This is a genomic window from Mucilaginibacter lappiensis (assembly GCF_900155965.1).
Classification (GTDB): Bacteria; Bacteroidota; Bacteroidia; order Sphingobacteriales; family Sphingobacteriaceae; genus Mucilaginibacter; species Mucilaginibacter lappiensis.
In genome coordinates, this window is record NZ_FTMG01000021.1 from 42,404 (window position 1) to 67,735 (window position 25,332).

A 25,332-nucleotide genomic window follows, 5' to 3' on the forward strand; every position below is an offset into this window, starting at 1 on the left:
AACCACGATCCCCAACAACATTAAAACTCAATACAATGGAAGGTACACCAGGAAATAACGAACTAAATATAACGCCGGTTAATTTAGATATTAATCCGGCTCCGGCTACTAATACCAATACACCGGCGAAGTTGCTTGATAAAGAAGGTAATGTTGATTTGGCCAATATTACCCAGGCCGAGGTGCAAAAATATGGCGAAGTAGCCAAAGCACTTAATCCCAAGGATGTAAACTCCATCCTTAATTATGGTACAGATGTTCAAAACTCTATGGAAAAGTATAGTAATACTTTCCTTACTTCGGTACGTACCTATAACTCGGGCGAGGTTGGTGGCCTCATCAATGACTTACTTACTGAACTGAACTATATTGATGTGGATGAGCTGAACCAAAACGCGTTCACCTCCTTTATATCGCACATCCCTTTTATGAAAAAGCTGGTGGTTGATGCCAAAAAGCTTTTCCAGAAGTATGATACGGTAATTAACAACATTGATCAGATCACCAACAAGATCAAAGCCGGTCGTGTTAATTCATTAAAGGATAACAGCTCGCTGCAAACCATGTTTGACAGTAATGTAGGCTATATCCACCAAATGGAAGAGCTGATCATATCTGGCCAGTTAAAATACAACGAGCTGAGCGAGCAGCTGGCACAGATGGATGCCAACCCATCGGCTTATAATGATTATGAAATTGCCGATATGCGCGATTTTGTGAACCGTTTAGACAAGCGCCTGGCCGATTTGAAAGTGGTACGTTTCATTATGCTGCAATCGCTGGCGCAAATACGCGTGGTGCAAAGTAACAATACCACCATTGCCGAAAAAGCACAGTCTATTGTATCAACCACTATCCCGGTTTGGAAAAACCAGTTGACCATTGCCGTGGCCCTGAACCGTCAAAAGGAAAACGTGGAGATGCAGAAAAAGATATCGGATACCACCAACACTATTTTGCAAAAGAACGCCGAACTGTTGAAACAAAACAGTATTGACGTTGCCAGAGAAAATGAGAAAACCGTAGTGTCGCTGGATACTTTGAAAATAACAACAGCGTCGCTTATTGAAACGCTTACCGAGGTTAAACGCATTCACGAAGAAGGTACCGCCAACCGCAAAACACTCAACACCGAACTGCAAAACCTGGAAGTGGAACTGAAAAAAACAGTTACCAACGGGTAACCACAATTTGTCATCCTGAGCGGCAGGGAAGGATCTATTCTACAATTAACATAATTTGTGAATAGATTCTTCGTTCCTCAGAATGACATTTTTTATTTTAATCTTTTCCCCGTCAGCAGAACAGCTTCGGCCGAAAACAGGCAGAACATGATGGCTTGTGTTGAGGCAGGGGCATTAGCAAACCTTGCCGAAGCATTGGGAATGAGCGAACGAAGTAGAGGTAAGGTTTAGCAGCCCGTGGTTCTGCCTGTTTGCAGGGTAAAGGCCAAGAGTGTAAAGAAGCATTTCTGCTGACTTGATTTTTTGGTTACTTTTGTATCAAGACAAAAGTAACAGCCTTAGCGGCAATTGAGCGCTCTACGACTTGCATTATTCGCCCTGTATAAAGGGGATTATTAATGTAGTTAATTATCTTTTTAGGATATTAATGAGCTCCCGCTGGTCGGTTGTCTTCGTTCCTCGCAATGACGTGATGGATAAAAGAGTCACTTTTGCATTTAATCAAAATTTGAGGTCGCCAAATTGATGGATGAAAGCAGGTTAAATATTTTAAATCAGTCAAACCGAATGCTCAGTAAGCTGCAATTGCTTTCTGTTTTTTTTGGTGATGATATCATTTATAAAATATACCTGCGCAGCCAGGTGATCCACAAGCTTTTTGAAACCAACCCCGAGCTGGATATCAACAAGCTCGATCTGTTTCACCTGCAATTTACCCAAAGCCTCATCGATCTGCTCCGCAAGATCAAAAAGAACAACGAAACCAACGTGAGCATGCTTTTCGATGAGATCCAGATCAACAAGGAAATGATCGACAGGCTGAACGACCCCTACTATACCCTGGCTAATTTCAACCTCGAAAAGCAACGGCAGGCGCTGAAAGTCAATTTATCACTGCGGAAGCTGTTCCAGGTACTGTCGGATAATTCGACCGATAATCCGCTGTCAAAAAACATCAACGCGTTTAGCTCCAGGTTTGCGGCCGACTTTTTTTATCCTATTGCTCCCGAGTTGCTGCAAGAGATAACGGCCTATAACGACAAGGACGTTTACACCGATGAGTATGCTACTATTCAGCGTAAGCTAATGGGGGTTTTATGCAAGTATGAATTCAAAACCGAGTTTTACTGCGGATTAAAAGCGGGTACCCAGGTGGCCGAAGTCTATAAATTTGTAGACGACGACCGGTACCTGATCTATTCGCTGTCGGATAACTTGTTCGTGTTTCTGGATATTGCAAAAATAGCCAGCATAGACATGGCCAATAATATGTCAAAAAAGGAAAAACTGGTACACGAACTGCGGGATAAGAACGACAAGCTGGAAGGTAACGCTTCGGCCATGAAAGCAGCTATGCCCACCGAGATCAAAAACCTGCTGGCCGACAATTATAAAAAGATATCAGACATAAGTTTTATGGAAAACATCAGTAACATTGATGTGCAGGCCAATATTTTAAAAAGCATGTTGAATACCGATTTAATTTAGTTTATTTAACCCCAAATTAATTCCTTACCTGTTCTATGGATTTCTTACACACCATCCTGGGCCCCGATATTAAAGCCGGTTTGCTCATCATTTTAAACTTAATTGTTATTGAGAGTTTACTCTCGGTTGATAACGCCGCGGTACTGGCTACCATGGTTTTGGATCTGCCTCCGGCTCAGCGTAAAAAAGCGTTAAGGTACGGAATATTAGGCGCCTATATACTCCGTGGGGTATGCTTGTTTTTAGCAGCCTGGCTGGTAAAGATCTGGTGGTTAAAACCTATTGGAGGCTTATACCTGCTGTACCTAAGCTTTAATTATTTTAAGGGTAAAATTCAGGCTGCCAATAGCGAAGGAGGAGAGGAAGAGGTGGATAAAAGCAAGAACTGGCTGTACCGCTCAACCGTAGGTGTGTTTGGCGTATTTTGGGCCACCGTCGCTTTGGTAGAGCTGATGGACCTGGCCTTTTCTATCGATAACGTGTTTGCTGCCGTGGCCTTTACAGACCACGTAGTGCTGATATACATCGGTGTATTCATTGGTATACTGGCTATGCGTTTTGTGGCCCAGGCCTTTGTGAAACTGATGGAAAAGTTTACCTTTTTGGAAACCGTGGCCTTTATCGTGATCGGTGTTCTGGGGATTAAATTATCCGCATCATTGTTTGTACACTTTAATGAAACGTCGTCCTTCTCCAAATTTATGGAGAGTGAAAAAGCTGATATTTTCACCTCGATATTTACGGTAGGTGTATTTATTATCCCAGTGCTCACATCGCTGTTATTCAACTTCCCTAAAAGGCACACCATCGAACCGGAAGTAGCCGAAGCAGCGGAAGATGTGCTGGATAAGCAATAATTATTCACTGAGTCATTACGTCATTTGGTCATTGAATTAGGTGATATGATTTTATCATGGCTACCAATACTAATGACTGAATGACTCAATGACCAAATGACTCAAAAAAGATGAACTTAAATAAAATAATCGCCTCCATATTTGGCATCGGTTTTTTAAAAGGAGGTGGTACCTATGCGGCTATAGTAACCTGCGGGTTTATTTGGCTGTTATGGCAAAGCCCGGTATGGCAAAATCCCTGGTACCTGTTTGTGATTACCATTATAATAACCCTGCTGGGTGTATATGTCAGTAACAAAGTGGAGCCTGATTGGGGCGAAGACAGTTCGCGGGTGGTGATTGATGAAGTTGCCGGTATGCTGATAGCGGTAGTGTTTGTGCCCATGAATATTTATACCCTGATTGGCGGGCTTATCCTGTTCCGCTTTTTTGATATTGTAAAACCCCTGGGCATCCGCAAAATGGAAGCCCTGCCCAGCGGTACCGGCGTAATGATGGACGATGTACTGGCCGGCGTTTACTCCAATATACTGGTGTGGGTAGGCTACCTGCTTTGGCTCAAGTTTGGTGGGTAGGTCCGTATTCCTTCTATAATTCCCTCCTCACGTGAGGGTCAATGTCATTAAGTTAAGGGGAAACGCAAAAGAAATTCCGCAAAAGCCCCCTCTAAACGGCGAAGCCCTCATGTAATAATCTCCCCCGGAAGGGGAGACTTAGCTTCAGTTTTTTAAAGTCCTCCCTACCGGGGAGGATTTAGGTGGGGATCCATGTGCTTAACTTAATGACATTGACGTGAGGGGGGCGTCGGATTATGTTTTGGCAGGGAGGGGTTTATACGTGCGATAGAACCCCAGAATGCTTACGAAACCCCTACCTTCCCTTCCCGAGGGAAGGGAATCGCACAACCCAAGCTTTTTTAATTTTTAATTCGATCTGCTAATTGATTACAAATTCCCCTTCTTAATCTCCCCCGCCGCATAGTTAGCGGCCCGTGCGGTTAAGGCCATATACAGTATCGACGGACTTTGGTTGCCGGTGCTGGTCATGCAGGCGCCATCGGTAACAAATACATTTTTGCATAGGTGCAATTGGTTCCATTGATTAAGCAGTGATGTTTTGGGATCCTTGCCCATGCGTACGCCGCCCATTTCATGAATGTCGAGCCCGGGTGCTTGTTTGTTCTCATGCTTCTCGATGTTGGTACAGCCGGCTTTTTGCAGCATGTCGGCGCTTTGGGTTAAAAAATCCTGTATCATGCGCTCGTCATTATCATCGTACTCTACCGAGGTGATCAGGAGCGGGATACCCCATTGATCTTTCTGATCTTTACTGAGGCGTACATGGTTGCTTTCTTTAGGAACGGTTTCGCCTTGCAGGTACATATACACCTGCCATCCCCCTGGTTCGGTTAACGAATCTTTGTAGTCGCCGCCTATTTCATCTGTAGCAGTTTCAGCCGGATGCTGGTGTCGATAAGCCCCCATAAAGGTGGTAAAGCCGCCTTTGTAATCAGTTTCCTGCCGCTGCAAGTTGCGGTAATTGGCCAGGATCAATTCCGTAGGATTCCGACCAAAATAGTATCGGTCTAAAAATCCGTCTATGCCGGCGGTTACTGATGCCCGGTAGTTTTGGAATGCCACATATTTGCCGAGTAGTCCATTGTCATTGCCTAGCCCATTAGGGAAGCGTGCTGAGGTTGAATTCAATAGGATGAGGTTGGTATTCAGTGCCGAGGCATTCATGAAAATGATCTTTGCTTTGTATTCTATTACTTCTTTGGTATTAGTGTCTATCACTTTAACGCCTGTTGCTTTACCCAGTTTTTCATCATAAATAACAGAGTGAACCACTGAAAATGGTCTGACGGTTAAATTGCCTGTGCGTTTGGCCCAGGGCAGTGTGGAACTTACCGAACTAAAATAACCACCAAACGGGCAGCCGCGCATACATATATTGCGTGCCTGGCATTTGCCTCGTCCCTGATCCAGATGGAGCTGATTGGGCTTGGTTAGATGTGCCCAGCGCGCGTGCACCAAGTGCCGGTCGGGATAGTTTTCACTAATCTTCTTGCTGATCACTTCCTGCACGCAATTCATATCAAAGGGCGGCAGAAATTCACCATCGGGCATGGCCTCAATGCCATCTTTATTACCGCATACGCCTATGAATTTTTCTACGTGTGAGTACCAGGGAGCTACATCATCGTAACCGATGGGCCAGGCAATACCATAGCCAAAACGCTCGGGATTGGTAAACTCATATTTGCTCCAGCGTTGGCAGGCCCGTCCCCAGGTAAGCGATTTGCCGCCAACCTGGTATCCCCGTATCCAGTCGAAAGGTTTTTCCTGTATGTAGGGATGGTCTTTATCTTTTATAAAAAAATGCGCGTCGTCTTCACCAAAACCTGCAGCCTTACTGATGAGTGGATTCTCCCCCAGAAATTCCCGGGTCATTTGTCCGCGATGTTTAAACTGCCAGGGATCCAGCGTAGCGGTGGGATAGTCTTTGATATGCTCCACATTACGACCGCGCTCCAGCACCAGGGTTTTTAAACCCAGCTCACATAATTCTTTAGCAGCCCAACCACCGCTAATACCCGAGCCTATAACAATGGCATCATAAGTTAAATGATCTGATGTTTGCAGTGGTTTTTTTGATTGATCGGGCATGGTGATTAGTGATTATATGTAAAAACTATTCAATGATTTATTTATATAGATTTTGTCGATATCGGTGTGTAATTATTCTTTTATTTTACTCTTTATTCAGCTTTTCTGCCGCACCATGATCTAAAAAGATCTGCGTGTTCGGTAGGTTTTGAAAGATAGAAGCCGGTACATCAGTTGTTACCGGGCCGTTCAGGGCCTGTGCTATAATGCCTGCCTTTTTCGAGCCGCTGGCAATCAGCACCGGTGTCCGGGCTTCGGCCAAATGACGGAGGCCCAGCGTGATTCCTTCGGTCAGTCGCGGTTGCTGTGTAAAATACTTTTTGGCTACATCGATGGTTACGGGAGCTAATGCGGAGTGATGGGCATAAACGTTAAAATCCGTACCGGGTTCATTCAGGCCGATATGGCCGTTCATGCCAATACCTACAATCATCATATCCAGCCCTCCGAGATTAGTAATATGCTCATCCATTTCTTGACACGCTCTATCAAGGTCAGCAACCTTCGCGTCAAAAAAACGCACTTGTGCCGGCGCTATTTTTAACAGCGAAAAGAAATTCTTGTGCAGATAATGGCTGCAGCTACCTTCATCATTTTTATCCATACCCACCCACTCATCCAAACCCACAAAATGCGCGCGACTAAAATCTATCCTCCCCTCTTTGGCATATTGTACCAGAAACTTAAACATCCCCGTCGGTGAATCGCCCGAAGGGAAGCAGATCAGTGAATCAGGCTTTTGTTTGATCTGTCGCCATACTAAATAAGCTGCTGCGGATGATAACGAATCGTAATCTTTATACCGTTGTATAGTCATGCTGCTTATTGATGATTTAACCAAAGATCGATAGGTTTGGCTACTTTAGCCGAAAATGGCAGGTTAATCTTTTTGCCCTGCCCAGCCGAAGCATAGGCCGCATAAATGATCTCCAACACGGCACGGCCGTCTTCGCCGGTTACTAGCGGGGTTTTATCATGGCGTACACAATCAATAAAGTGTTTCAGTTCGTGCGGATAACCCTGATTAAAGGCCTCTTCAAAAATGGTGAAGCTCCAGCCTTTGGAGGTGTCTGCTTTTTCCATGGCATAACCATAACCTTCGCGACTGTAGGTAACGGCTGCGTTGCCCATAAACAGATCAGCATAAATAACGCCGCCGGTGCCATAGATCTCGCAGCGATCATCCATACCGCCGTGTTTGGCCCAGCTGTTTTCGGCCACAGCTGTCACGCCGTTCTCAAATTCCACAATAATCACCGAGTTATCCTCGCCTTTGGTACGGCCTTTATGAAATACGGTGCTCATAGTGGCGTACACATTATTCACTTTGGCATCATTAAGCATCCACCTGAACCAGCCCAGCGCATGGCAGCCCATATCCATAATAACACCGCCGCCAGCCAGGTTAATATCATAAAACCAATCACTATGCGGGCCCGAATGTTTTTCGCCCTGTTTCAGCATAAATACCTCCCCTACAGCCCCATCTTTAACCAATTGCCGGGCACGCTCATATTTAGGCGCGAAACATAGCTCTTCGGCGTACATCAGCTTTACGTTATTGGCTTTACAGACAGCTATCATTTCGTCGGCCTCCTCGAGCGTTACAGCCAGTGGCTTTTCAATAATGATATGTTTACCGGCATTGGCTGCTTTAACGGTGGCCTGTGCATGGAGATAATTGGGCAGGCAGATATCCACCACCTCGCAACCCGATTCGGCAATGAGCTGATCAATGTCATCAAACCATTGGGCTATCTCATGTTTTTTGGCAAAGGCTTTGGCTTTATCCGGGTTGCGGGCGTATACGGCAACTACTTCGGCTTCGGGTATAAAGCGATGGTATGATTCCATGTGGATATCGGTAATAAAACCGGCTCCGAGTATGGCTACTTTGGTTCTGTTCATGGGCATAATTATATTAATTGGTTCGGGAAACACACGTGATGCGTCTCCACAAAAAAACAGTGCGTAAAGGCGCATCACATGCGTCTCTTATTTAAACTTCATTCTCAATACTTGTAAAGCCAGGCACTGTTAGGTTTATTCAAGATTACTGAATTAAATACTAAATCAAAAAAACTAATTAAAGTTTTAAAAAGGATTTAGCATCGGCAACAGGCCGCATTTGAATGACCTTACACCAATCCGCCAACTTATTTCTGCTTATGAACATTTGCAATTTAAAAAGTTAATACATATTATTGTGTAATATTGACACAATGATTGTTATTTGTTGTTAATTAGATATTTATAAACCAAAACTCTGCCAGTGCTGCATCATCTGTTGTCATGGCATTTATAAACTGTACATAACCTGTATAAATTTTATGGCGAATCAATTTAAACTCCTGGCTTTACTGGGACTGCTGCCTGCAACTGTAGTAATGGGTCAAACCAAATGGACAGAAAACAAATCGGGCGACGTTGTCTGGGTGACCAATAGCGGCGGGCAAAATCTGGGGTATTCCAGCACATCCGGCGTAAAAATATTAACGGTGGATGGCTTCGCTTTTAAAGACCTGAACAAGAACGGCAAGCTGGATAAGTACGAGGACTGGCGCCTGCCGGTTGATGTACGGGCAAAGGACCTGGCCTCAAAAATGAGCGTAGAGCAAATTGCCGGTTTGATGCTGTACAGTAAGCATCAGCCTATACCAGCGGCACCAGCTGGACCTTTCGCCGGGACGTATGGCGGTAAGGTATTTGCCGAAAGCGGCGCTAAACCTTATGACCTGTCTGATCAGCAAAAGCAATTTCTGGAAAAAGATAATGTGCGACATGTGCTCATTACCTCGGTTCAAAGTCCGGAGGTGGCAGCGCAATGGAACAATAATGCCCAGGCATTTGTGGAAGGTTTAGGCTTGGGTATCCCCAATAATAACAGCTCCGACCCGCGGCATGGCACCGTGGCTACGGCTGAGTTTAATGCGGGTGCGGGGGGATCAATCTCCATGTGGCCCGGGTCGCTGGGTTTTGCTGCTACATTTGATCCCAAGGTGGTAGAAGATTTTGGTCATATCGCTGCGCTGGAATACCGGGCTCTAGGTATTGCTACAGCGCTTTCGCCACAAGTAGATATCGCTACCGATCCGCGCTGGTGGCGGGTGAGTGGTACTTTTGGGGAAGATCCGCAGCTATCGGCCGATATGGCGCGGGGGTATATTGATGGTTTCCAAACGTCTGTTGGCGACAAGGAAATTACCGGAGGCTGGGGATACGGCAGCGTGAACGCTATGGTAAAACACTGGCCCGGTGGTGGCGCTGGTGAGGGTGGCCGCGATGCGCATTATGGTTATGGCAAGTACGCCGTTTATCCGGGCAACAACTTTAAGCAACATCTGATCCCCTTTACCGAAGGCGCTTTTAAGCTGAACGGTAAAACTGGCATGGCCGCATCGGTAATGCCCTACTATACCATATCCTTTAATCAGGATACCAAAAACAAGGAAAATGTAGCGAATAATTATAACTCCTATATCATTAATGATCTGCTCCGAAAGAAATATCATTTTGATGGCGTGGTATGTACCGATTGGCTGGTTACCGGTGATGAAACCGCGGTCGATCAGTTTCTGTCGGGCAAATCATGGGGTGTGGAAGGGCTTACGGTTGCGCAACGACACTATAAAATACTGATGGCAGGCGTCGATCAATTTGGGGGTAATAATGAAGTGGCTCCAGTGGTGGCTGCCTACCAGATGGGGGTAAAAGAGCATGGCGAAGCCTTTATGCGGGCAAGGTTTGAGCAGTCGGCAGTAAGGTTGCTGCGTAATCTGTTCAGAACCGGGCTTTTTGAAAACCCATACCTTGATCCGCAGGTATCAAAAAGTATTGTAGGTAATCCCGATTTTATGAATGCCGGTTACCAGGCACAACTGAAATCTATTGTGATGTTGAAGAATAAGAACAATGTGCTGCCGCTTACCAAAAACAAAACGGTATATGTACCTAAGCAATTTACCCCTGCAGGTAAAAACTTCCTCGGTATGCAAACTCCCGAAAAACTGGAATACCCGGTGAATATAGAAACGGTAAAGAAATATTTTAAAGTGACTGAAAATCCTGATGAAGCTGATTATGCGCTGGTGTTTATCAACAGTCCTAACAGCGGCGGCGGTTATAACAGCGACGATGCCAAAAATGGCGGCAACGGTTATGTACCTGTAAGTTTGCAATACCAAAAATATACTGCGACTGATGCCCGCGCAACCAGTATAGCCGGCGGCGATCCGCTGGAAAAATTCACCAATCGTACTTATAAAGATAAATCGGCAACGGCCATCAATGTAACTGATCTGGCTATGGTAAACGATACCTATACCAAGATGAAAGGTAAGCCGGTGATTGTCTCAGTTAATATGGCCAACCCGATGGTGTTTTCGGAGTTTGAAAAAAATACCAACGCCATTGTAGTTGATTTTGGTGTGCAGGGACAGGCGACATTAGATATACTGACGGGCAACAGCGAACCATCAGCATTACTGCCACTGCAAATGCCTGCTGATATGCACACGGTTGAAAAACAGTTTGAAGATGTGCCCCATGATATGAAATGTTATGTAGATGACCAAGGCAATACTTATGATTTTGGTTTCGGTCTGAACTGGAAAGGCGTTATTAATGATGCCCGTACCGCTAAGTATAAGAAGACAGGGGTAAAGCCTTAAATTAGATATTAAGAATACTCAATGTCATTTCGAACGAGGCACGAGGAGAAATCTTCTGCATTGTGCAAGGCTTCAATTGCAAATCGTAAAAGATTTCTCCTCGTGCCTCGTTCGAAATGACAACTTTTTTATCTCTTCTGAATGTTTTTACTTTATCCCCAAAATTCTTCAGTAGAAGCAACCGGGGAAAGCAGGTCGAGCACAGGTTCAATTTCAAGATTGCTGGCCCAAAGCTCGGTATCAAATTTTTTGAATGATGCTAAAGATGTCAGTACCTCATGAGCCGCCTCATTTTCAAGTTGATCAAAGTGCATAAATGTTTTGCCATCGGGTAGTAGCCAGCAACCGTATTTAATTCCTGGGTGGTTAAGCTCTTTTAATTCTTTTACAATGCCGGCAATATTGGCTTGGTTTATAGAGGCAAACTCGGGCGTGGTGGTGTAATGTACTCTTACTATTTTCATAATGATTGGTTTGGATGATTAGATGAGTAAAAATAACGGCTAAATGTCAGCTGTAAAACGGGCAAAAAAGACTTTTTACAGGGTGTTTTGCGACAAAGTACAATATGCCCGTGCGGTTAAATATAAAAGGGCAGGGGTAAAACTATAAATTAGCTGATGGTAAACCTTAACATATGATTATGAAAAACTGCTTGTTATTATCTGTAATGTTGTTGTACTGCACTTTGGCCAGCGCTCAAAAAGCCGATCTGACCATCGTTAAAACCGATGCAGGGCTTGTTTCGGGCAGTACCAATGTTGCAGGAGATATACATATATTTAAGGGGATCCCCTTTGCCGCGCCACCCGTTGGTGATCTGCGATGGAAGGCGCCCCAGCCGGTACAACCCTGGGAAGGTGTAAAACAATGCACAGCGTTTTCGGCTAGCCCCATGCAGCCTAAACCTCATGAGTTTGGCGTTTACACGCGTGAGTTTTTGATCCCCAGTGAACCTATCAGCGAGGATTGCTTGTATTTAAATGTATGGACAGGCGCCAGATCATCGGCAGAAAAACGACCGGTATTGGTTTATATCTATGGCGGAGGTTTTTCGACAGGAGGGGCAGCGGTACCTCTTTATGACGGCGAAGCTACAGCGAAAAAGGGGGTAATATTTGTGGTGATCAATTACCGGGTTGGGATATTTGGTTTTCTGGCTCATCCGGAACTGAGCAAAGAATCGGGTCATAATGCATCCGGAAATTATGGGTTGATGGATCAGCTGGCCGCATTGCAATGGATCAAACAAAACATCAAAGCTTTTGGTGGCGACCCGGATAATGTAACTATTGCCGGGCAATCTGCCGGTTCCATAAGTGTAAATTACCTGGTGGCCTCGCCATTAGGTAAAGGGCTGTTTCAAAGGGCTATTGCCGAAAGCGGCGCCAGCTTTATCGGTCAGGGAGACTCCGAACTGGCCGAGGCCGAAGCCAATGGCGTAAAAACAGCACAGGCCTTGGGCGCTAATTCCATTGCCGAATTAAGGGCAAAACCGGCAGCCGAACTGGTGGGCAAAGGTCAGCAAAACCGTCCCATTGTAGATGGTTATGTATTGCCTCAAAATATAGCGCGCATCTTTGCCGAAAGCAAACAGAACGATGTGCCGCTACTCACTGGGTGGAACGAGGACGATGCGTTTGTGGGTAAATTGAAAAACACGACGGATTACAGGGCCGAAGTATTGGAACAATATGGGATCAGGTCCAATGCTTTTATACAGCTTTACCCTGCAAATACAGATGCTGATGCAGCAACTTCACAAATCAGGATAAACCGCGACCGGCTGTTTGGAACACAAAATTATACCTGGGCCAATACGCAAAGCGAAAAAGGGCGGTCAAAAGTATATGTTTATCGATTTACCCGACGAGTGCCCGCTACGGAAGATTTTGTAAAATACGGCGCCTTCCACTCTGGCGAAGTAGCTTATGCCTATGATAACCTCCGGTTTTTAAACCGCCCATGGCAGCAGGTTGATCACCAGCTGGCGGTGACGATATCAGCCTATTGGGTGAACTTTGCCAAAACGGGTAACCCCAACGGGAAAGGGCTACCCGTGTGGCCCGCCTACAATACGCATAATAACCAGATCATGATATTGAGCGAAAAACCAGCGGCGACCACTTTGCCTGATAAGGCCGCTCTGGATTTTATGCTAAAAGAGGTGGGCGGAAAATAGAATATTGTAAATTAATTCTTCTGCTGTTTGATCAGATTTTCCAATGCCTGCAAATGTTTTTTGAAAGCAGCACGACCTTTTTCGGTAACCGAGTAGCGGGTATTGGGTTTACGGCCGATAAAGCTTTTTTGCACTTCCATGTAAGCCTCCTTTTCCAATGCTTTCAAGTGCGAAGCCAGGTTGCCATCGGTAAGCTCCAGTAACTCTTTAAGCGAGTTAAAATCATAGCTTTCGTTGGCAACCAATACGCTCATGATCTGCAGGCGTATGCGGTTTTCAAATGCTTTATCAAACTGGTCTAACGATATTTTCACGAATCGTATTTAAAGTGCATCACGGTGCCGTATATAATATGCAGCACGCCAAAGCCGATGGTCCAGAATAGCAAGCCATATCCGGGTACCAGTGCGGCGAGCAAACCTAATAAAATCTCTATGATCCCCAAACTCTTTACGCCCGAATAGGTGTAATGACTACCGGCAACCAAAGCCATGCCATAAAATATCAATGTAGCCGGTGCAACAATACCATAATGACCATGGTAAATGAGGATAAAAGTAAACAAGCCACCACTAACCAGCGGAATAGCCATATTGATCAGCAGTCTTTTACTGCCCGTGCTCCAGAAGGGCTGACCATTTTTTTGCGCTTTTCTGTAGGATAACCAGACACCTGTACCAATGGAGAGAATCAAAACAGCGAAGGCTACCAGAAATAGCTCGGCGATGGACACGATGTTGTTATGTTCATAGTCGCCAGTTTGTAGCAGGCTGTAACCAATGCCCGCACCAATAAGGGCATAAATGCCTGCCATAATGCCCGATAGGCCGCTAAGCGAAATGAACTTAGCCGAACGCTCCATCAGGTCGCGGATGGAGCTGAGTTCGGCGTGAATGTCTTTTTCTTCCATTGAAAGTGCTTTGATTTTCAAAGTTAATAAGATATTTGGAAATGGCAAGAGAGATTGGAAAAGGATTAGTGATAAACGGCGAAAAGAACCATTACCCGTGGTAGTTACCGGTTAGGCAAAACAGGATGATTTTATTAACAATACTTAAAGTATATAGGAGTGAGTTAAGCTGGTATCAAAACTTTTCTTTAAGGTTAATGTTACATGAAAACACTTTAACCAATCAGATGCGCACTTTTATATTCCTGTCTGTTTTTTTATTATTCGTAACTGCCTGTAAGAGCCCCGATCAAAAATCTACATCAGTAAAAGACACCATTAAGTCGGTAAATGCAAATCCGGTTAAAGCCGATTCTGTGCAGTTTTCAGAACCATTGGTGAAGGATCTGTATGTCAAGTCTGGCCTGGTAGCTAAAATTCATGTGATTAATGCCGTAAAAAGTCAGGAGGTATATATTGTTAGCGCCAGATTACTAACAGCCTATAAAGGGAAACAGCCGGCTAATGCGGCCATTAAATACGAGGCTTTTTTAGAAGAAGGAGATTACAAAGAATTTGTAGGAAAAGACCTCATCATATTTCTTAAACCCAATACCCAGGATCGCCAGCTTTATAACGAAGGTGTACAATGGGGGCGTTCAGAACCAAACGTAGAATTTACATATAGCGATTCGTTGAAGAACTATATTTCAAAACTTAAATAATACCATGCTATTACCCACGTATCAAAGTTTAATAACAAATTACCCGGGGAGCGAATACAGCGCTGCCCAGGTTAAAGAGCTGATCAAAGGCGAAATACAATCGCCAAACTTTACCAATACTTGTGTAATCAGGATGAGCCGGGCTTTTAATTATGCCAATAGCGGGAGTCTTTTTGATATACCCTCCAATTTTCATGGCATGCTAACTGTTAAAGGCGGTGATAAATTGAATTATGCGCTCAGGGTAGGCGAGTTTAATACATTTTTGCAACATCAATACAGCAAGCCAACAATGGTGTTGAAAAGAAAAGACGGGGAATATGATCTGAAATCCATTCAGGGTGTACGTGGCATTATAAAATTTGATGTAAGCGGCTGGAGTGATGCGAGCGGGCATTTTACGTTTTGGGATGGCTTGTCATGTGTTTATTGCGGCGATCATAACTATTTTGCCATGAAACAAACCACCGCTATTTCGCTGTGGAAATGTTGATTATTTGTAGCTACAAATAAATTAATTATAAAAACTCTAAAGTGCAGGTAATGTGTCTTTTACGGGAATGTCCGGTGAAGGTATATTACCTGTATCTCTAATGATGATTTTCTTCTTCACAGGTCATCGGTATATCCTGCCGAATAACGCTATACCGCACTCCGTGATTTTTTTTGCTTATTTACCCAACGTCCTTTCTGTAGCACACGAAGAGAGTGTGTGGATATGAACAGAGCGGTGGCAAGTACAAAAGATTAGGCTCATGTGGGTGTTATCTTTTTTTAATTATATTTTCAATAATTATTGAAAATTCAAAATAAATAGTAATTTTGTGTTGTTGAATTACCAGAACATAAAATTATAGCAGTATGAAAACGCTAAATGATCATATGGTACTTTTTGATGCCGAATGCCCTATGTGCAGTATATATACCAAAGCCTTTGTTAAAACCGGTATGCTGGCCGGCGATGGCCGGCAGGCTTATCAGCAGGTGCCCGAAAATAGTTGCCCGGTGTATGACCGCCAGCGCGCCGCCAATGAAATTGCCCTCATCAACCTGAAAACCGGCCAGGTGACTTACGGTATCAAAAGCCTGTTTAAAATAATTGGCAACACCTGGCCGGTATTCGCGCCGTTGTTCGCGTTTAAGCCATTTGTATGGCTCATGAGTAAACTTTACGCTTTTATATCATACAACAGGCGGGTTATTATTCCTCCCACTAAAGAGGGCGATGGATTTACATATCAACCCACGTTTAAATTGCATTACCGTATAGCTTACCTGCTGTTTACCTGGTTTATTGTTGGGTTTACGCTTACCGCTTATGCAAATTTGCTGAGCCCAACGGTACCCTTGGGAAATGCTTATCGTGAGTATATGATATGCGGCGGACAGATCATTATTCAGGGAACGGTGATGAGCTTTTGGGACCGCCGGCAAATATGGACCTACCTGGGCAATATGATGACTATTTCTTTGGCAGGCAGTTTGCTGCTTTTAATTCCAATGGCAATAAACCATTGGCTTCAATTCGGGTCTGAGGTGTATGCCTTGTATTTTATGGGAGTGGCCGGATTAATGTTTCTGGAACATATCCGCAGAACTAAGCTATTAAACCTGGGGTGGACATTGACCATCACCTGGGTTGCATACCGCATTATTTTATTGGCACTGATTTTAAACCTGAACTAATGAAAATCTACAAAAAAATTGTACTCGCCGGTGGCAACGGCTATTTGGGTACTGTACTGGCAAACTATTATAAAGACAAGGCAAACGAGGTGATCATACTGGCCCGCAAACAGGCTAAAACTGTTGATAACATCCGTACGGTGGTTTGGGATGGTAAGGCCGAGAACGGCTGGACAGTACACCTTTCTGGTGCCGATATGCTGATAAACCTTTGCGGTAAAAATGTGAACTGCCGCTATACCGAAAAAAATAAATCAGAGATCGTCACTTCACGTGTTTTGCCTACAGAATTGCTTGGGCATGCTATACATAAAATGAGCAATCCGCCAAAGCTGTGGATCAACGTAACCTCTGCTACGATATACCGCCATGCAGAAGACCATCCGCAGGATGAGGAAACCGGCGAAATTGGTTATGGTTTTTCTATTGATGTATGTAAAATATGGGAAGAGGTTTTCCTGAAAAGCGAGACACCTCACACCCGAAAGATCGCATTGCGCATGGGTATTGTGTTGGGGCGTAGCGATAGTGTTTTTCCACGTTTACTGAATCTGGTAAGAATGGGGCTTGGAGGTAAACAAGGCACAGGTGAACAATACATTGCCTGGGTGCATGAACAGGATGTTGCCCGAAGCACCCAATGGCTGCTTGATCATCCCGAAATAGAGGGTGTGGTTAATTGCACAGCACCCGATGCCATAAAAAATGCCGATATGATGCACACTATACGCAAAACCTATGGTATGCCATTTGGCCTGCCCGCTCCGGAATGGTTGCTTGATATTGGGGCCGTAGTGATTGGTACCGAACCCGAACTGATACTAAAAAGCCGATGGGTAAAACCCAAGCGCCTGCTGGACTCTGGTTTCGTATTTCAGTATGAAAAAGCCGAATACGCCGTGCATGATATTTTGAGTATTAAAGGGTGAGATAGATACGCCTTCTTTATTAAAGTTTACTTCGCTGCCGCGGGCTTTCAGCCCGTTGCAACTATGGTCTCAGCTTTCAGCTGAACACTAAAGCTGAAAGCTTTAATCATGCCTCCCACGAGATACGCTGCGCTAATCTCGCGGGAGCGAGGATGACTCGTTTTTTATTGCAGGTTGATAGCAAACTTTTACTCCCTCGGCTCCCCTGCTTTTTTCTTCACCTCCTTCGTCATCTTCAAAGTCAGGAATAACAACAGCCCTGCGGCAATCACAATAGCAATCCAAATAAACACCGTATAATCGCGACTAGCTTTGGGAGGTTGTTTGGCTTGATAGGCCGTGTTTTGACTAACCGCTTCATGACTTATCTGCGGAGTATTATCGCGGATGCTGTCTGCAAAAAATTTAAGGTCATATTCCGCTGCCTGTACCGATTGATCGCCGGCCAGTAAGCGGTACGTTTGTTTGCCATCCAGGTAACTGATCAGCGACTCGGCCGATTGATAGGCATCTACACTCGCAATGGTTAATGGCAAATTATCGCCATTGCTTATTTGTATGATCAGCTGGTTGGCCTTGGCGGCTATCAGCAGGTCGGTAGCTTTGGTGGAATTGAGTTCCGCTTCGCAAAGCAGCTGCTTGTCATGCCCTGTAATCTGGTAAACCAACACGTCGCGCTTAAAGTATTTTGGCGCGGTAATGTTTAAGTGCAGCTTGTTTACCTGGTAGTTGTCATTCAATTTTAGGGTGATATAGGTAGTCTTGTTACTATCGGCATGGGTTAACTGAATGGGTGATATCGGAGCATAGCTTAAAGTAGTTGCGTATTCCGTATACACACCAGCCTGCAGAAATTTAATAGGTGTTTTGTTCTTATCATTCACCAGCAATTTAAGGTAACGGTAATTGCTTGCCGGGAAAGAGAGTGATTGCATATACGTGCCCTCGCTATTCACCACAGCTTCCTGCAATGGGATATCTTCCTGAATGGCGAACCATTGTTTCAGCTCGTCGCTGCCTACTAAATTCACTTTACGCTGTACGGCTGTGTTTTGCAGCTTTATCCACAGGCGGTCGAGCGCCAGGCCTGTTTTGTTTTCTACAATGAGGGTTGTGCCCGTATCGGTGCTCAGCCGGGCATCAACCTGGTTAAAAACCACAAAACTTTTTTGATCTTTTTGAGGAAGGCTCCCCGCCTGTATATAGGGTATAAAATTACCTTTAGCGTCAACTATCCGGATATCGGACAAATCGGCTTTAGCTTTGGCTACAAAAGCAGGCTGTAGGCTGATACGGTAAAATCCTGTACTATCCACCTTGGGCAGAGTTGCCTGATACTTGAAATTTTGTTGTGCCGATGCCGATAGCACCAGTCCGCAAAATAGCGCTGTGAGGGTTAATATTTTACTCATTTTTGGTAAAGCTGTAAAAATAATCTGGGCAAAAGCCCCACCCAAACCCTCCCCGGAAGGGAGGGCTTTAAAGTAACTTTCAAAAGTCTCCCCTACCGGGGGAGATTTAGAGGGGGCTTTTGTGGAAATTATTTTACTCATCCTTAGGTTTGGCTTCATCATCAACAATAATTTTTTTAACCTTTTGGTACATGAACGATATCACCAATAGTATAATTCCCAGGCAAAAGAACGCCGCTATTTTGCCCGCCACCGGTATGTTATTGATATCGAACAAAAATAATTTAAGCAGCGTTAACGAAAACAGGCTTAATGATACTATCCGCATTACCCTTAATTTATGGCGCATCCCCAGCCACATCAATGCGAAGGATAATAGTCCCCATAAAATAGGCAGACCGGTTTTAATATAGACCGTTTCAATACGGTCGATCGAATGGCTATTGCCATAAAACATAAAATTGCTTAGCAGGCTTATCTCCAAACTTAAAAATAGTACCACCGCCCCGCTGATGAGCCAGGTGAACATTACCTTCATGCCGGCGTCCAGGTTTTTCTGACTCAGGCGAATGATGCGGTAAAACAACAGGCCAACAAAAATGGCCGCTATCCAGTGCGCCGCGAAATGACTGGCAGGCACTTTTTGCTGCTCCAGCATGATACGCTGTAAGTCGAAAAATTCGGGTGTTAAAGCCAGGTAAACCGTAACGCATACCATGAGTATGGCCAGCCTTATTTTTTCATTAAAGTTGAGTGCTTTTACTTTTAACGATACCAGGTAATACACGTATACAAATGCAGGAGTATACAGCATCATATATAATACGTTAAGGGATGTATTAGGGAAGTGATTTAAAAATTGGTGGTTAACCTCAAATAAGCCACTTAAAAACAAAAGCGCTAAAGCATTTATGCTGAAAACATGCCGGTTTACAGCCACGCCTTTTGCAGTAGCCGGCTCTTCCTTACCAGCCAATACCGATAATAGATACGAGCTTATAGCGGCAACTAATGTGGTGATAAAACCCTTATTGGCAATAACAGTAAGGCTTAGGCTATTGTCGCTGTAAATCTGGAACCAGTCCATCAATAGGCTCAGCAGCATGGCAATCCAAAGCAGCAAGGAAGTAAGCTTCATTAGCTGGATAGACGAGCGCTGGTACAGCCAGTAAAGCAACACAGTTTCAGATGCCCAGAAAATAGTAATGCTATGGCCATGCAGCTGTATAGGCGCGGCCAGCGAAATAAACGTAAGCGTGATGCCGATGAGCAAGTACAGGATATTAGTATCAACCTTACGGTTGCGGAACAGTACATAGGATAGCACCAGGTTCACTACGCCCAGGCTTATGCAGAACAGGCCCCGGAACTGCTCTTCTTTCATCATGGTAAGCAGATATAAACCGGCCGCGAAATAAAGCGCGGTGTTGCTGAGTAAGATGGTAAAATCAGAGGCGATGAATTTTTTGTTTTCCTTAACGTTATGCGCTACATTGATAATAAAGTACAGCACATAAAAAATACTGGCATAAATAAAGCCGATATGATAGCTTGGCGCACTCAATGAATACAGCACCGATGCAAAAACAATCACGGTAAACACAAAGCTGATGATATTGAGCACGCGCCAGGCTTTAAAATAAGAGATGATGAGCAAGCCGGTATTCAATATCAACAGGTATATAAACAAGGCATCGTAATTGGCATGCCCGTTACTTACCATAAACGGACTGGCAAAGCCACCCACCAGGGCAATCACGGCCAGCTCCTGCTTATCATACAACATGGATAACAGCACTGCGAAAATGGTGATCACGATGAGGATAATAAATGCTACCGTTTGACTGAATAAGTTAAACTGATGAAAAGCCAGCGTTATGGTAAAATAAAACACCGCTAACCCCCCGCCTACCAGTACCGAGCTAAAGGCTTTATAACTATTACGCATGCGATGGGCAATACCAATTAAAATGGCTCCGCAAACAACGCCGATGCCAACACGGCCAATCGGGCCTACCCAATCATTATCAATGGCATATTTTACAAAAAAGCCTATGGCTAAAACCAGTATAGCAATACCAATTTTATTGATGAGGTTTTCGCCGATGAATTTTTCCAGGTCGGGGTGGCTTTCAAAGAAGGATGGTTTTGGTTCTTTAGGTTTTGGCGGAGTAAAGTTTCCGGTTTTAACCGGCCTGCGGATGGCTGATAAGCTATCTGATATAACTTCAGGCTGCCGCTCAATATGATCTGGTTTAATAAATGTAGGCTCCGGCTCTGGTGGAGCAACAGGTTCTGGCTGGGGTATATTTACCAGTTCATCAGTTTTAGCAACCGGTGGTGTTTCGATAATAACGGGTTTGGGCTCTTCGGCCTTTTTAACCGGTTCTTCATATGATCTGTAAAGCTTAAGTGCATCTGTTAACCGTTTTAATTCAGCTAATTTATTGTCAATATCGCTCAACTTACGGTTAGTATCCGTTTTGTTGCTTACTATTAAAAAAATAATCAGGAGCAGTATACATATGGTTAAAATGTCCATGGCATAGGTTTAGTAAAAAGTTAAAGATAAATGATTTATGCAAGGCAAACACATAAAAAAATATTTTACGCCGGTTTGAAGATAGTCTTCGTGCTACTTTATGGGTATTTATGACGGTAGAATCTCTTTTTATTAACAGCAGTAATTATTAAATTTAAAGGCCATGAAAAACATATTGATATTGCTTTTTTTATTGCCACTTACTGCACTGGCCCAGCAAAACTATCCAGCCTCTATTGACAATTTTATGCAGGCCCAGGTTAGCGTAAATAGGTTCAACGGAAATGTGCTGGTAGCAAAGGCCGGAAAGATAATTTACCAAAAAGCTTTTGGGTACCGCAACTATGATACAAAGCAGTTATTGGATACCAACTCGGTATTTGAATTAGCCTCCGTTTCCAAACAATTTACGGCTATGGGGATTTTGATGCTTTGGGAAAAGGGGAAACTCAGGTTAGCAGATACGCTGCGGAGATATTTTCCTCAACTTCCATACCATGGCGTAACCATACAAAATTTGCTTACGCATACATCTGGTTTGCCCGATTATATGACCGTGATGGAACAGCAATGGGATCATAAAAGGATCGCGTTTAATGACGATATGATCAATTTTATCGCTTTGAAAAAAGTTCCGGCAAATTTTGCTCCGAGTAAAAGGTTTGAGTATTCCAATACCGGCTATGCCATCCTGGCCAGCATTATTGAAAAAGTATCCGGTTTAACCTATCAGTATTTTATGCACAAAAATATTTTTGTGCCCTTAGGGATGGATCATTCACAGGTTTATAATACCCGGCGTTCGTCAAAAGATATTATTCCAGATTATGCGTATGGATTTGTTTTTGCAGATAGCTTGAAAAAGTATATACTTCCCGACAGTTTAAAAAAGGACGACGCTGTTTTTTACCTGGATGGAATAGAAGGTGATGGTACGATCAATTCAACAACCGGCGATCTGTTCAAATGGGACCAGGCGCTAAAAAATCATAGCCTACTGAATACAGTTACCCAAAACACCATGCTTTCGGCACAATCTGTAATGGATACTTTAACTAAAAAATACTACGGTTATGGTGTAGGCATCGGCACAGATCAGTTTGGTAACTATATTAGCCATGAAGGCAACTGGACGGGTTATAGTACCATTTTAACACGCTACCCGGTAAAAGATGTTACCATTATCGTTTTATCCAATAACGAATCGAATGTTTCCAATATAGCCTATGGTATTACCGGGATCTTGTTTGATGCGCAGGTAACCCCACCTTATGTTCATAAAGAAATAGTTGCTGATGCAAAGCTGCTCAACAAATATGTAGGTAATTACTCCCGTATTAATCAGGGTTTAACTTTACATCTGAGCATCATTGAAAAAGATGGAAAATTATATCGGCACCAAATTGGCGCGGCTGATGTGGAGCTGAAACCCGAATCCAATACCAAGTTTTTTTATGGTGATGGCACCGACCGGCAAATTGAGTTTGAAACTGATAAAGTCGGGCACGTAACCAGGGGCTGGTTTATTAATACCGGCCTGAGATCCGAACTTCATAAGGCAAAAAAATAGCGCGGATACACCGGATATTGTATTTGCCTTTTGTGGATTGGGTATATGCTAAATCAATTAACTACTTTAGCTATAGTTATAAATCCAACAGCACTAACCCCGCTGTTCATAACGATAAACAAAACCTGATGATGAAGCCATTTTTCAAGCACATCCTACTGCTCTGCTGCTTATTGATCGCCGTAAACAGCTATTCACAAACTATTTCACCCCCCTTGCTTCGCGGCCATTGGAAAGCGGTGTGGATCACTGCTCCCGATGAACCTGCAACAGATTACGGTGTTTATCATTTCCGGAAAAGTATCAACTTGAGCGCTAAACCTGCGTCGTTCATTATACATGTATCTGCCGATAACCGGTACAAATTGTATGTAAACCAAACGTTGGTATCCCTTGGTCCTGCCCGTGGTGATACCTATTACTGGAATTACGAAACCGTCGATCTGGCTCCGTACCTCAAAGCCGGCAACAACACCATAGCCGCACTGGTTTGGAACGAGGGGGATTACCGGCCCGAGGCGCAGATCTCTATCCGTACGGGTTTCATTATGCAAGGCAATACTGCCGCCGAAGAAATAGTAAATACCGATAAAACCTGGAAATGCATCCGCGATAAAGCTTACCGGCCACTTACGGGCATCGGTTATCACCCGTATTACGTTGCAGGCCCGGGTGAGCTGGTAGATATGAATGCCGCTATCAAAAACTGGAACGCTACTGATTTTGATGACAGTTCCTGGAAAAATGCCATCAGGATTGACTTTGGAAACCCCAAAGGAACCGTGAATGCTTTTGGTTGGATGCTGGTGCCTTCCTCCTTGCCTCAAATGGAACTCAAATATCAGCGCATTACCTCGCTTCGAAAAGCCGAGGGAATAGATGTCCCCAAATCTTTTCCATCAGCAAAAACAGCGCTCACTATACCCGCCAATACGTCGTTCACTTTACTGCTCGATCAAACTTATTTAACCAATGCTTTCGTTACGCTCAATTTTAGTAAAGGGAAAAACGCGGCTATCAAACTCACTTATGCCGAATCTATGTTCAACAGCCTGAATCATGGTATAGTTAAAGGTAACCGTAATGATGTGGAGGGAAAGATTTTTGCCGGTCGCCGGGATAGCCTCATTTCTGATGGAACAACTGATCAAACCTTCACTACCCTGGCCTGGCGCACCTACCGTTATATCCAGTTACAGGTTAAAACGGGGACGGAGCCTTTGATCATCGACGATATTTACGGAATCTTCACCGGCTATCCCTTCCAGCTTAAAGCTAAACTGGAAGCCGGCAAATCCGAAATGCAAAAAATACTGGATATTGGCTGGCGCACCGCTCGCCTTTGCGCCGGTGAAACGTATACCGATTGCCCTTACTACGAGCAGTTGCAATACGTAGGCGATACCCGCATACAGGCCCTGGTATCCTATTATAACAGCGGCGACGACCGGCTGGCACGCAACGCCATCAACCAAATGGATCAATCGCGCGTTGCTGAGGGTTTAACATTGAGCCGTCACCCTTCTTTTTCACCGCAAATCATTTCTACCTTTTCGTTATGGTACATTGGTATGCTGCATGATTACTGGATGTATCGGCCCGATAGCGCCTTTGTAAAAGAGAAACTCGAAGGGGCCAGGGCCGTGCTGGCTTTCTTTAGCAAATATCAACAGGCCGATGGTTCGTTGAAAGATACACCCTATTGGACCTTTGTGGATTGGGTAAACGACAAGGGCTGGGACTTTGGCGAAGCCCCGCAAAGTAAGGACGGGCACTCGGCAGTATTGGATCTGCAGCTGATGTGGGCCTATAACCAGGCTGCCGAAATGGAAGCGAAAATGGGCATGCCCGCCTTTGCCGAAATATATAAGGCTAAAGCAGCACAGTTAAAAACTACCATCCAAAATAAATACTGGGATGCCAGCCGGCAACTATATGCCGATACCGAGGATAAGCAGCTGTTTTCGCAGCACACCAATACGCTGGCCGTATTAACCGAAATGTTGACCAATGCCGATGCCACCGCGGTATGCCAAAAAATGCTCACCGATATCGCCATCACCAAATGCACCATCTACTTTAAATATTATTTGCACCAAGCCTTAATTAAAGGAGGCTTTGGGAACGATTACCTGCAATGGCTGGATATATGGCGCAAGAACATCGATATGGGCCTGACAACCTGGGCCGAAATATCCGACCTGGAACATAACCGCTCCGACTGTCATGCCTGGGGCGCTAGTCCCAATATTGAGTTTTACCGTACGATATTAGGGGTGGATAGCTATGCCCCCGGTTTTAACCAGGTAAAAATAGAACCCCATTTAGGCGATCTGAAAAAGGTAAGCGGCGAAATTCCGCACCCTAATGGGAAATTATCGGTAAAATATCAATGGGAGAAAAATAAGTGGGCCATCCGGATCAGCTTACCATCAGGCACATCGGGTATGTTGGTATGGAAGGGTAAAAGTTATACCTTAAAAGCCGGAGAGAATCAATTGAGTATTTGAAAAGGTAGGGAATATGAAA

21 protein-coding genes are annotated in these 25,332 nt (G+C 44.3%); 13 read left to right on the top strand and 8 right to left on the bottom strand.

Translation table 11 applies throughout. From position 1 onward, the window contains the following. The first annotated feature begins 35 nt into the window (after positions 1 to 35). From BW976_RS26565 to BW976_RS26580, 5 genes are all read left to right on the top strand, one after another. Positions 36 to 1,184, top strand: a complete 1,149-nt coding sequence (locus tag BW976_RS26565; RefSeq protein WP_076378305.1) for a toxic anion resistance protein — start codon at positions 36 to 38, stop codon at positions 1,182 to 1,184. A 57-nt stretch (positions 1,185 to 1,241) separates the two neighbouring features. Then, complete coding sequence (locus BW976_RS29610) at positions 1,242 to 1,415, top strand: hypothetical protein (protein ID WP_175614186.1); 174 nt, start codon at positions 1,242 to 1,244, stop codon at positions 1,413 to 1,415. 336 nt (positions 1,416 to 1,751) lie between these two features. After that, the gene (locus BW976_RS26570) at positions 1,752 to 2,672 is read left to right on the top strand and encodes a hypothetical protein (RefSeq protein ID WP_245834790.1); all 921 of its coding nucleotides are present in this window, start codon (positions 1,752 to 1,754) and stop codon (positions 2,670 to 2,672) included. 35 nt (positions 2,673 to 2,707) lie between these two features. Beyond that, positions 2,708 to 3,529: a TerC family protein gene (locus BW976_RS26575; RefSeq protein WP_076378309.1), complete on the top strand. Its 822-nt coding sequence runs from the start codon at positions 2,708 to 2,710 to the stop codon at positions 3,527 to 3,529. Positions 3,530 to 3,639: 110 nt separating this feature from the next. Further along, positions 3,640 to 4,104, top strand: a complete 465-nt coding sequence (locus BW976_RS26580; protein ID WP_076378311.1) for a phosphatidylglycerophosphatase A family protein — start codon at positions 3,640 to 3,642, stop codon at positions 4,102 to 4,104. Positions 4,105 to 4,473: 369 nt separating this feature from the next. On the opposite strand, the gene BW976_RS26585 is transcribed toward BW976_RS26580, so the two are convergent. The 3 genes from BW976_RS26585 to BW976_RS26595 all read right to left on the bottom strand — a co-directional run bounded on the left by BW976_RS26585 (position 4,474) and on the right by BW976_RS26595 (position 8,106). Then, positions 4,474 to 6,198, bottom strand: coding sequence for a GMC oxidoreductase (locus BW976_RS26585; protein ID WP_076378313.1), 1,725 nt, complete (start codon positions 6,196 to 6,198; stop codon positions 4,474 to 4,476). Between the two features lie 85 nt (positions 6,199 to 6,283). Next, a complete protein-coding gene (locus BW976_RS26590; protein ID WP_076378315.1) occupies positions 6,284 to 7,015 on the bottom strand; it encodes a 6-phosphogluconolactonase in 732 nt (243 codons plus the stop codon). A 5-nt stretch (positions 7,016 to 7,020) separates the two neighbouring features. Then, entirely contained in the window at positions 7,021 to 8,106 is a 1,086-nt protein-coding gene (locus tag BW976_RS26595; RefSeq protein ID WP_076378373.1) for a Gfo/Idh/MocA family protein, read from the bottom strand. Between the two features lie 422 nt (positions 8,107 to 8,528). On the opposite strand from BW976_RS26595, the gene BW976_RS26600 reads away from it, so the two are divergent. Further along, positions 8,529 to 10,868, top strand: a complete 2,340-nt coding sequence (locus BW976_RS26600) for a glycoside hydrolase family 3 protein (protein WP_076378317.1) — start codon at positions 8,529 to 8,531, stop codon at positions 10,866 to 10,868. Between the two features lie 152 nt (positions 10,869 to 11,020). On the opposite strand, the gene BW976_RS26605 is transcribed toward BW976_RS26600, so the two are convergent. After that, positions 11,021 to 11,332, bottom strand: a complete 312-nt coding sequence (locus tag BW976_RS26605; protein WP_076378319.1) for a hypothetical protein — start codon at positions 11,330 to 11,332, stop codon at positions 11,021 to 11,023. Between the two features lie 179 nt (positions 11,333 to 11,511). Here BW976_RS26605 and BW976_RS26610 point away from each other — a divergent pair, with 179 nt between their 5' ends. Beyond that, on the top strand, positions 11,512 to 13,050 hold the full coding sequence (locus tag BW976_RS26610; protein WP_084192365.1) for a carboxylesterase/lipase family protein: 1,539 nt from the start codon (positions 11,512 to 11,514) through the stop codon (positions 13,048 to 13,050). Between the two features lie 11 nt (positions 13,051 to 13,061). On the opposite strand, the gene BW976_RS26615 is transcribed toward BW976_RS26610, so the two are convergent. Both BW976_RS26615 and BW976_RS26620 read right to left on the bottom strand, forming a co-directional pair. Further along, on the bottom strand, positions 13,062 to 13,364 hold the full coding sequence (locus BW976_RS26615; protein ID WP_076378323.1) for a winged helix-turn-helix domain-containing protein: 303 nt from the start codon (positions 13,362 to 13,364) through the stop codon (positions 13,062 to 13,064). After that, positions 13,361 to 13,981, bottom strand: coding sequence for a hypothetical protein (locus BW976_RS26620; RefSeq protein WP_245834791.1), 621 nt, complete (start codon positions 13,979 to 13,981; stop codon positions 13,361 to 13,363). Before BW976_RS26620 ends, BW976_RS26615 begins: the two co-directional genes overlap by 4 nt. Positions 13,982 to 14,187: 206 nt before the next feature. Between BW976_RS26620 and BW976_RS26625 the strand changes: the two genes are divergently transcribed. From BW976_RS26625 to BW976_RS26640, 4 genes are all read left to right on the top strand, one after another. Continuing rightward, positions 14,188 to 14,664, top strand: coding sequence for a hypothetical protein (locus BW976_RS26625; RefSeq protein ID WP_139332436.1), 477 nt, complete (start codon positions 14,188 to 14,190; stop codon positions 14,662 to 14,664). 4 nt (positions 14,665 to 14,668) lie between these two features. Next, positions 14,669 to 15,157, top strand: a complete 489-nt coding sequence (locus tag BW976_RS26630; protein WP_076378329.1) for a T6SS effector amidase Tae4 family protein — start codon at positions 14,669 to 14,671, stop codon at positions 15,155 to 15,157. Between the two features lie 368 nt (positions 15,158 to 15,525). Continuing rightward, on the top strand, positions 15,526 to 16,350 hold the full coding sequence (locus BW976_RS26635) for a thiol-disulfide oxidoreductase DCC family protein (RefSeq protein WP_076378331.1): 825 nt from the start codon (positions 15,526 to 15,528) through the stop codon (positions 16,348 to 16,350). Beyond that, positions 16,350 to 17,279 (top strand): TIGR01777 family oxidoreductase, encoded by a 930-nt coding sequence (locus BW976_RS26640; protein ID WP_076378333.1) that lies wholly within the window; start codon positions 16,350 to 16,352, stop codon positions 17,277 to 17,279. Before BW976_RS26635 ends, BW976_RS26640 begins: the two co-directional genes overlap by 1 nt. Positions 17,280 to 17,467: 188 nt before the next feature. Here the strand turns inward: BW976_RS26640 and BW976_RS26645 are convergent, their stop codons facing one another. Continuing rightward, positions 17,468 to 18,691, bottom strand: a complete 1,224-nt coding sequence (locus BW976_RS26645; RefSeq protein ID WP_175614187.1) for a DUF3999 family protein — start codon at positions 18,689 to 18,691, stop codon at positions 17,468 to 17,470. Between the two features lie 133 nt (positions 18,692 to 18,824). Further along, positions 18,825 to 21,233 (bottom strand): DUF2339 domain-containing protein, encoded by a 2,409-nt coding sequence (locus tag BW976_RS26650; protein WP_076378337.1) that lies wholly within the window; start codon positions 21,231 to 21,233, stop codon positions 18,825 to 18,827. 163 nt (positions 21,234 to 21,396) lie between these two features. Between BW976_RS26650 and BW976_RS26655 the strand changes: the two genes are divergently transcribed. Both BW976_RS26655 and BW976_RS26660 read left to right on the top strand, forming a co-directional pair. Continuing rightward, entirely contained in the window at positions 21,397 to 22,803 is a 1,407-nt protein-coding gene (locus tag BW976_RS26655) for a serine hydrolase (RefSeq protein WP_076378339.1), read from the top strand. 32 nt (positions 22,804 to 22,835) lie between these two features. Beyond that, positions 22,836 to 25,313 (top strand): alpha-L-rhamnosidase-related protein, encoded by a 2,478-nt coding sequence (locus tag BW976_RS26660; RefSeq protein ID WP_245834792.1) that lies wholly within the window; start codon positions 22,836 to 22,838, stop codon positions 25,311 to 25,313. Positions 25,314 to 25,332: the final 19 nt, after the last annotated feature.

Excerpts from the sequence above, each read along its gene's own strand:
- BW976_RS26645 (WP_175614187.1), bottom strand. The coding sequence starts at position 18,691 with ATGAGTAAAATATTAACCCTCACAGCGCTATTTTGCGGACTGGTGCTA.
- BW976_RS26650 (WP_076378337.1), bottom strand. The coding sequence starts at position 21,233 with ATGGACATTTTAACCATATGTATACTGCTCCTGATTATTTTTTTAATA.
- BW976_RS26610 (WP_084192365.1), top strand. The coding sequence starts at position 11,512 with ATGAAAAACTGCTTGTTATTATCTGTAATGTTGTTGTACTGCACTTTG.
- BW976_RS26625 (WP_139332436.1), top strand. The coding sequence starts at position 14,188 with ATGCGCACTTTTATATTCCTGTCTGTTTTTTTATTATTCGTAACTGCC.
- BW976_RS26655 (WP_076378339.1), top strand. The coding sequence starts at position 21,397 with ATGAAAAACATATTGATATTGCTTTTTTTATTGCCACTTACTGCACTG.
- BW976_RS26580 (WP_076378311.1), top strand. The coding sequence starts at position 3,640 with ATGAACTTAAATAAAATAATCGCCTCCATATTTGGCATCGGTTTTTTA.
- BW976_RS26565 (WP_076378305.1), top strand. The coding sequence starts at position 36 with ATGGAAGGTACACCAGGAAATAACGAACTAAATATAACGCCGGTTAAT.
- BW976_RS26640 (WP_076378333.1), top strand. The coding sequence starts at position 16,350 with ATGAAAATCTACAAAAAAATTGTACTCGCCGGTGGCAACGGCTATTTG.
- BW976_RS26635 (WP_076378331.1), top strand. The coding sequence starts at position 15,526 with ATGAAAACGCTAAATGATCATATGGTACTTTTTGATGCCGAATGCCCT.
- BW976_RS26630 (WP_076378329.1), top strand. The coding sequence starts at position 14,669 with ATGCTATTACCCACGTATCAAAGTTTAATAACAAATTACCCGGGGAGC.
- BW976_RS26590 (WP_076378315.1), bottom strand. The coding sequence starts at position 7,015 with ATGACTATACAACGGTATAAAGATTACGATTCGTTATCATCCGCAGCA.
- BW976_RS26605 (WP_076378319.1), bottom strand. The coding sequence starts at position 11,332 with ATGAAAATAGTAAGAGTACATTACACCACCACGCCCGAGTTTGCCTCT.
- BW976_RS26595 (WP_076378373.1), bottom strand. The coding sequence starts at position 8,106 with ATGAACAGAACCAAAGTAGCCATACTCGGAGCCGGTTTTATTACCGAT.
- BW976_RS26585 (WP_076378313.1), bottom strand. The coding sequence starts at position 6,198 with ATGCCCGATCAATCAAAAAAACCACTGCAAACATCAGATCATTTAACT.
- BW976_RS26570 (WP_245834790.1), top strand. The coding sequence starts at position 1,752 with ATGCTCAGTAAGCTGCAATTGCTTTCTGTTTTTTTTGGTGATGATATC.
- BW976_RS26575 (WP_076378309.1), top strand. The coding sequence starts at position 2,708 with ATGGATTTCTTACACACCATCCTGGGCCCCGATATTAAAGCCGGTTTG.
- BW976_RS26600 (WP_076378317.1), top strand. The coding sequence starts at position 8,529 with ATGGCGAATCAATTTAAACTCCTGGCTTTACTGGGACTGCTGCCTGCA.